Source organism: Aliiroseovarius sp. (assembly GCF_030148435.1).
In the GTDB taxonomy this organism is placed as follows: domain Bacteria; phylum Pseudomonadota; class Alphaproteobacteria; order Rhodobacterales; family Rhodobacteraceae; genus JASBTN01.
On sequence record NZ_JASBTN010000055.1, the window covers coordinates 20,546 to 27,175 of the forward strand.

Genomic DNA, 6,630 nt, shown 5'->3' on the forward strand with positions numbered 1-6,630 from the left:
TGCGAATGCGTCGCAGAGGCATTTGCCCGAAAACCCTCTATACAAGGGGTCTGAAACCCTGTAGGCCCGCCCGATTGCCCCATTTCCGGAAAGCCCGACCATGAAAACCGCCCTCTCCGCCGCGCTTGCGGCCCAAGGCTATGACACTTTGACACAGGTGCAGGAGGCAGTGACCGCGCCGGAACTGGCCGAGGCGGACCTGCTGGTTTCCGCTCAGACCGGATCGGGCAAGACCGTCGGTTTCGGCCTGGCCATCGCACCGACCCTGCTGGGAGACGACGAAGCCTTCGGCCGGTCAGGTGCGCCGCTGGGCCTTGTGATTGCCCCCACCCGCGAGCTTGCCATGCAGGTGCGCCGCGAGCTGACCTGGCTCTATCGCGAGGCCGGGGCCTATCTGGCCTCCTGCGTGGGCGGCATGGACCAGCGCGACGAACGCCGGGCGCTGGAGCGCGGCACCCATATCGTGGTTGCAACTCCGGGCCGGTTGCGTGACCACATCGAACGCGGCGCCATCGACCTGTCGGCGATCCGCGCCGTGGTGCTGGACGAGGCGGACGAAATGCTGGACATGGGCTTTCGTGAGGATCTTGAGTTCATCCTCTCTTCCGTGCCCGAGGATCGCCGCACGCTGCTGTTTTCCGCCACCGTGCCGCCGGCGATCGCCAAGATGGCGAAGAACTTCCAGCGCGACAGCGTGCGCATCAAAACCGTGGCCGAGGCAACCCAGCACGCCGATATCGACTACCATGCGCTGAGCGTCATGCCGCGCGACGCCGAGAAGGCGATCATCAACGTGCTGCGCTACCACGAGGCGCCCAACGCCATCGTCTTTGCCAACACCCGCGCCATGGTCGCCCGCCTGACCGCGCGCCTGTCGAACCGGGGGCTGAACGTGGTCTCCCTGTCCGGTGAACTGAGCCAAAGCGAACGCACCAACGCGCTGCAGGCTATGCGCGACGGGCGCGCGCAGATCTGTGTTGCCACCGACGTGGCCGCGCGCGGTATCGACCTGCCCAAGCTTGATCTGGTCGTGCATGCCGAACTGCCCTCGAACCACGAGACCCTGCTGCACCGCTCCGGCCGGACGGGCCGTGCCGGGCGCAAGGGCGTGAGCGCGCTGATCGTGCCGCCCTCGGCCTACAAGAAGGCACAACGCCTGCTGAGTTGGGCCAAGGTCCAGGCCGACTGGGGCCCGGCCCCCTCTGCCGAGGCCGTACTGGCGCGTGACAGCGAACGCATGATGGCCGATCCGGCCTGGTCCGAGCCGGTCAGCGAGGGCGAGGCCGGGCCGGTCGCCGAACTGGTGGACCGGTTTGGCGCCGAACAACTGGCGGCAGCCTATCTGCGCCTCTACCGGGGCCAGCATTCCGCGCCTGAGGAACTGGGCGAGGTCACGCAAAGCGGCCCGCGCCCGACCCGCGATTTCGGCCCCTCCGTCTGGTTCTCCATTTCTGGCGGGCGCGAGGCCGGGGCCGAGGTGCGCCGCATCATGCCGATGCTCTGCAAGGCGGGCAATATCACCAAGGACGAAATCGGCGCGATCCGCATTCAGGACACGGAAACCTTCGTCGAAATCGCCGAACGCGCCCTGGAGGGCTTCATCAAGGCGCTCGACGGGCGCATGGAAATCGAAACCGGATCCGAGCTGACCCGGCTCGACAAGCCACCGGTTCTGCAGGGCGGCAAACCCGGCTTCAAGGGCAAGCCCAGGCACGAAAAGAAACCCCATCGCGGGCAGGGCGGGCCGCGTGACGGCAAGCCGAAGTGGGACAAGCCGCGCGGCGACAAGCCCAAGTGGGGCGGCAAAGCGCGTGACGAAAAGTCCCGGTTCGAAAAGCCCTCCAAACCCAAGTCGTCTCCGACCAATTGGGATGACGAGGCCGCGCCGCGCAAGAAAAAGCCCAAGGGCCAGCCGAAAGGTGGTGCGCCCAAGCATCGCGGCCCGCGTGAGGACCGTCACGAGGGCGCGGTGAGCGAACGCAAGCCGCGTCACAAGCCGGAGGGTAAGCCGGGCCAGAAGGCAACGGAAAAGCCGAAAGGCCCGCCGCCGCCCAAGGGCAAGCCGAACTCGAAGAAGAACAAGGCCCGGGCGGCTGCCGCGAAAGCCGAGAAATCCGGCAAGGGCGGCAACGCCGTGCCCCGCCGCACCAAAGGGTAGGGGCTGAGCCCGCCCCGGCGCGGCACCCTGCGAGGCCCGCACGCGTTGGGGCAGGGCAGGCGCGATCAAAGCGTTTCGAGATTAATTTGGCGCAAGACGTGATCTCGAAACGCCCACAACAGCGAGAGGCTCCGAGCGTTCCGCCCCCCCTTGTTGCCTCTCAACGATTAGTCGAAACGCTTTAGGTAATCGCTTCCAGCCGTTCCTTGGACATGCCGCCGGGCACGATCGTCACCGGCATTGGCAGGTCGGCGCTGGCACGGGTCAGGTGCGTGACCAGCGGGCCGGGGCCTTTCTTGCCCTCGCCCGCGCCCAGCACCAACACACCGATTTCCGGGTCTTCACGCACATGGGCCAGGATCTCGGGCACCGGTTCGCCTTCGCGGATCACCAGCTCGGGTTCAATCCCCTGGCGGTCGCGCATCCATTTTGCGAAGACCTCGTAATGGGCGACGATCGCCTCGCGGGCCTCTTCGCGCATGATGTTGCCGACACCGATCCAGTGGTTGAACTCGTCCGGCGGGATGATCGACAGAACAGTGACCCCGCCGCCGGTTTTGGATGCGCGCATCGCGGCAAAGCGCATGGCGTTCAGACATTCGCGGCTGTCATCCAGCACCACGAGGAATTTGCGCATGGTCGGCCTCCCTTTTGCCAGTGGATGATGGACCAAAGGGACGCTGCGGCGCAATCGAAATCACGTCTGGTGATGGAGCGTCCGCGACCTTCTGACCGGGCTCAACGCCCCCCCAGAAGGGAGCGCAGGATGTCCTCGATGACCTCGCCCACGTCGTTTCCGCCACGCGGGCGTGTCCGGTCGCGGGTGCCGCCGCCCAGCCCGCCGGGATCGGCCACCGGGTCGGCCACGGCATCCGGGTCCGGGCGGATCATCGGCAGGGGACGTGCGGGCAGACCCTCGTGCACACGGGTCATGGTCTCGCGCCAGACCGCGGCGGGCAGGCCACCGCCGGTCACGCCGCTCAGCGGGGTATTGTCGTCATAGCCCATCCAGACCCCGGCCACGTAATCGGCGGTAAAGCCCAGGAACCAGGCGTCGCGCGCGGCCTGGGTGGTGCCGGTCTTGCCCGCCGCTTCGCGCCCCTCCAGCCGGGCGCGCCGACCGGTGCCTTCCTCGATCACGCGCGACATCATGTAGGTGAGCTGACGCGCCGAGTCGGGCAGGATCACCCGCTCGCCCATGCCGCCCGACTGGGTCATCAGCGGCGCCTCGTCGCCCATCAGCTTCAGCTCGACCAACCCGTAGGGTGTCACCGACGATCCGCCGTTCAGAATGCCCGCGTAGGCGCCGGTCATTTCCAGCAGGCTGCTTTCCGACGCGCCCAGCGCCAGGGCGGGCCCCGCGGCCAGATCGCTTTCGATCCCGAATTCCGACGCCACCCGGCGCACGATATCGCGCCCCACGGCTTCGGACAGGCGCACGGCGGGGATGTTCAGACTGTCGCGCAGGGCGCGGGCCAGAGTGACCATGCCGTAATATTCCTTGGTGTAGTTCCTCGGGCTCCAGGGGCCGGAGCCGGGAATTTCGATGGTCAGCGGGCTGTCCTCGACCAGGCTGTTCCAGCTGTAGCCCAGGTCCAGCGCGGCGGCATAGACGAAGGGCTTGAAGGCCGACCCGGTCTGCCGTTTCGCCTGGGTGGCGCGGTTGAACGCCCCCGACACCTGCGTCTTGCGCCCGCCGACCATGGCGCGCACCGCGCCATCGGCGGACATGACGACCACGGCGGCCTGCGCCGTAGATCCTTCGCGCACCCGATCCTCGAACACCCAGGCCAGCGCCTCTTCGGCGGCCTTCTGGATGTCCTGGTCCAGCGTGGTGCGAATGACCACGTCCTCGGTGGTGTCGCGGGTCAGGAAGTCGGGGCCGGTGGACATGACCCAATCGGCGAAATAGCCACCCGCCCGCGCCTGCGCCGCCTGTGACAGGGTGGCGGGGTTGGCCAGGGCGGCCTCGCGCTCGGCCATGGTGATATAGCCCTGCTCCTGCATCAGTTTCAGCACGGTCGCGGCGCGGTCCTGGCTGAGTTTCAGGTCATTGGTTGGGGCATAGCGCGTCGGCGCGGTGAGCATTCCGGCCATCATCGCGGCCTCGGGGACCGTGGCCTCGGCCGCCGACCGGCCGAAGTAGCGCTGGCTGGCGGCCTCGAAGCCGAAACTGCCCGAGCCCAGGAAGGCGCGGTTCAGGTAGATGGTCAGGATCTCATCCTTGGAATAGCGCGCCTCCAGCGCCATCGCATAGACCGCCTCCTTGATCTTGCGCCACAGCGAGCCCTGGCGGCAGTCCTGCTCATAGGCCGCTTCGCTTTCCCATCTGGTGGGATCGAAGGGCACCCCCAGGCACAGAAGTTTCGCGACCTGCTGCGTGAGCGTCGAGCCGCCATGGCCCGCCAGCGGCCCGCGCCCTTCGCTCAGGTTGATGCGGATGGCCGAGGCGATGCCACGCGGGGAAAGGCCGAAGTGGCGATAAAAGCGCTTGTCCTCGGTCGCTATCACAGCGTTCTTTACCGCCGGGGCCACCGTGTCCGTCGTGATGATCCCGCCATACTGATCGCCGCGCCAGGCAAAGACCTGGCCGTTCCGGTCGAGCATCGTCACCGATCCGCGCGCCCGCCCGTCCAGAAGGTCACTCACCGGGGGCAGGGTGGAATAGAAATAGAAAACGCCGACGGCGATCAGTAGCGCCACCACCATGCCGCCGCGCCAGAACAGTTTCCAGATCAGGCCCAGCAGCCAGCGGACAAGCGTCAGCGGCCAGGCCAGGAAAAACGGCAATTTGCGCGCGGATTTCCGCCGGGCGGGTTTGCGGGCCGTTTTGCGCGACGGTTTCGCGGGCCCTTTGGCGGGGGGCTTGCGCATGGGTTTCTTCGCCCCGGGCTTTCCCGCGCCATAGCGCTTGTCGGCCACAAGTGGCGGTCTTTTTCTGCCTGATCCGGCCATGTGAATCGCTTACCGAGCTGCTCTGTTTTCAGCGCAATCTAACGAGTCGCGGCAGGAAAGACGAGACCGGGAAACGTGAAGCCTGCCCATAAAACGAGCGCACAAAAATTGGGCGGCAGCCACCGGAAGTGCAAAAATTGTGCCATTTTGCCTGTTTTCCGGGCGCCCTGCCCCCCTGATTTGCTTGTTCTGCGCTGCGGCATCCGCACTGCTGTTCCCATCAAGACGCGGGCTCGCCCCGCCGGGAACCGAAAGGGGAAACACGTGAAACTGATCATTGCAGCGATCAAACCGTTCAAGCTCGAGGAGGTCCGCGAAGCCCTGACCTCCATCGGCGTGCGCGGCATGATGGTAACGGAAATCAAGGGGTTCGGCTCGCAGTCGGGCCATACCGAAATCTATCGCGGCGCCGAATATGCCGTGAACTTCGTGCCGAAGGTCAAGCTTGAGATCGTCGTGGCGGAAGCCATGGCCGACCAGGTGATCGAGACCATCCGCACCACGGCCGGCACCGGCAAGATCGGTGACGGCAAGATCTTCAAACTCGACGTCGAAGGCGCCCTTCGCGTGCGCACCGGCGAAACCGACGGCGACGCGCTCTGAGCGCGCCCGGACAGAGAGGATATGACATGCAACTGAAGAAACTTCTCCCCCTGGCCTCCGCCGCCACCGCCCTGCCGGTGCTGGCTTTCGCCCAGGACGCGGGCGGCGAAACCGCGCCGCACACGCAATTCATCCTGACCTCGGTCCTGTTCCTCCTGGGAGGGATCCTGGTGTTCTGGATGGCGGCCGGGTTCTCCATGCTCGAAGCGGGCCTGGTGCGGTCGAAGAACGTGACCATGCAGCTCACGAAGAACGTCGCGTTGTTTTCCATCGCCGCGATCATGTACTGGCTGGTTGGCTACGGCATCATGTATCCGGCCGACTGGCTGATCGAAGGCTGGCTGGGTCCGTTCTTTGCCGTGACCTCGCTTGACCCGGTGGGCGTCGGCGCGGATGCGGTTGACGTTGGCTATGCCTCGGGCGCGTCGGACTTCTTCTTCCAGCTGATGTTCTGCGCCACCACCGCTTCGATCGTGTCGGGCACCATGGCCGAGCGCGTCAAGCTGTGGCCCTTCCTGGCCTTTGTTGTCGTGCTGACCGGTTTCATCTACCCGATCGAAGCCTCCTGGCAGTGGGGCGGCGGCTGGCTGTCTGAAATCGGATTCTCCGACTTTGCGGGTTCGACCCTGGTGCATGCCACCGGTGGGTTTGCCGCCCTTGCCGGTGTGCTCATCCTTGGGCCGCGGATCGGCAAGTACAAGGACGGTCGCACCGTGCCGATGCCGGGCTCCAACCTGCCGCTGGCCACGCTGGGCACCTTCATCCTTTGGCTGGGCTGGTTCGGCTTCAATGGCGGCTCGCAGCTGGCCATGGGCACGATCTCGGATGTGTCGGACGTTGCACGGATCTTCTCGAACACCAACATGGCCGCGGCCTCGGGTGCCCTTGTTGCGATGATCCTGACCCAGCTTCTG

General features: G+C 66.1%; 5 protein-coding genes. 3 read left to right on the forward strand and 2 right to left on the reverse strand.

Going from position 1 to position 6,630, the window contains the following annotated elements:
• Positions 1–100 precede the first annotated feature (100 nt).
• Positions 101–2,158 (forward strand): DEAD/DEAH box helicase, encoded by a 2,058-nt coding sequence (locus Q1V43_RS10170; protein ID WP_300517315.1) that lies wholly within the window; start codon positions 101–103, stop codon positions 2,156–2,158.
• A 181-nt stretch (positions 2,159–2,339) separates the two neighbouring features.
• Here Q1V43_RS10170 and Q1V43_RS10175 read toward each other — a convergent pair whose 3' ends face one another.
• The gene (locus Q1V43_RS10175; RefSeq protein WP_300517318.1) at positions 2,340–2,795 is read right to left on the reverse strand and encodes a universal stress protein; all 456 of its coding nucleotides are present in this window, start codon (positions 2,793–2,795) and stop codon (positions 2,340–2,342) included.
• Positions 2,796–2,896: 101 nt separating this feature from the next.
• Positions 2,897–5,113 (reverse strand): transglycosylase domain-containing protein, encoded by a 2,217-nt coding sequence (locus Q1V43_RS10180; protein WP_300517321.1) that lies wholly within the window; start codon positions 5,111–5,113, stop codon positions 2,897–2,899.
• A 264-nt stretch (positions 5,114–5,377) separates the two neighbouring features.
• On the opposite strand from Q1V43_RS10180, the gene Q1V43_RS10185 reads away from it, so the two are divergent.
• Together Q1V43_RS10185 and Q1V43_RS10190 are read left to right on the forward strand one after the other, a co-directional pair.
• A complete protein-coding gene (locus tag Q1V43_RS10185; RefSeq protein WP_300517323.1) occupies positions 5,378–5,716 on the forward strand; it encodes a P-II family nitrogen regulator in 339 nt (112 codons plus the stop codon).
• 26 nt (positions 5,717–5,742) lie between these two features.
• Positions 5,743–6,630: ammonium transporter (locus tag Q1V43_RS10190; RefSeq protein WP_300517326.1), on the forward strand; the 888-nt coding region annotated here is incomplete at its 3' end.

Coding starts and splice junctions, on each gene's coding strand:
- Q1V43_RS10170 (WP_300517315.1), top strand. CDS start 101: ATGAAAACCGCCCTCTCCGCCGCGCTTGCGGCCCAAGGCTATGACACT.
- Q1V43_RS10175 (WP_300517318.1), bottom strand. CDS start 2,795: ATGCGCAAATTCCTCGTGGTGCTGGATGACAGCCGCGAATGTCTGAAC.
- Q1V43_RS10180 (WP_300517321.1), bottom strand. CDS start 5,113: ATGGCCGGATCAGGCAGAAAAAGACCGCCACTTGTGGCCGACAAGCGC.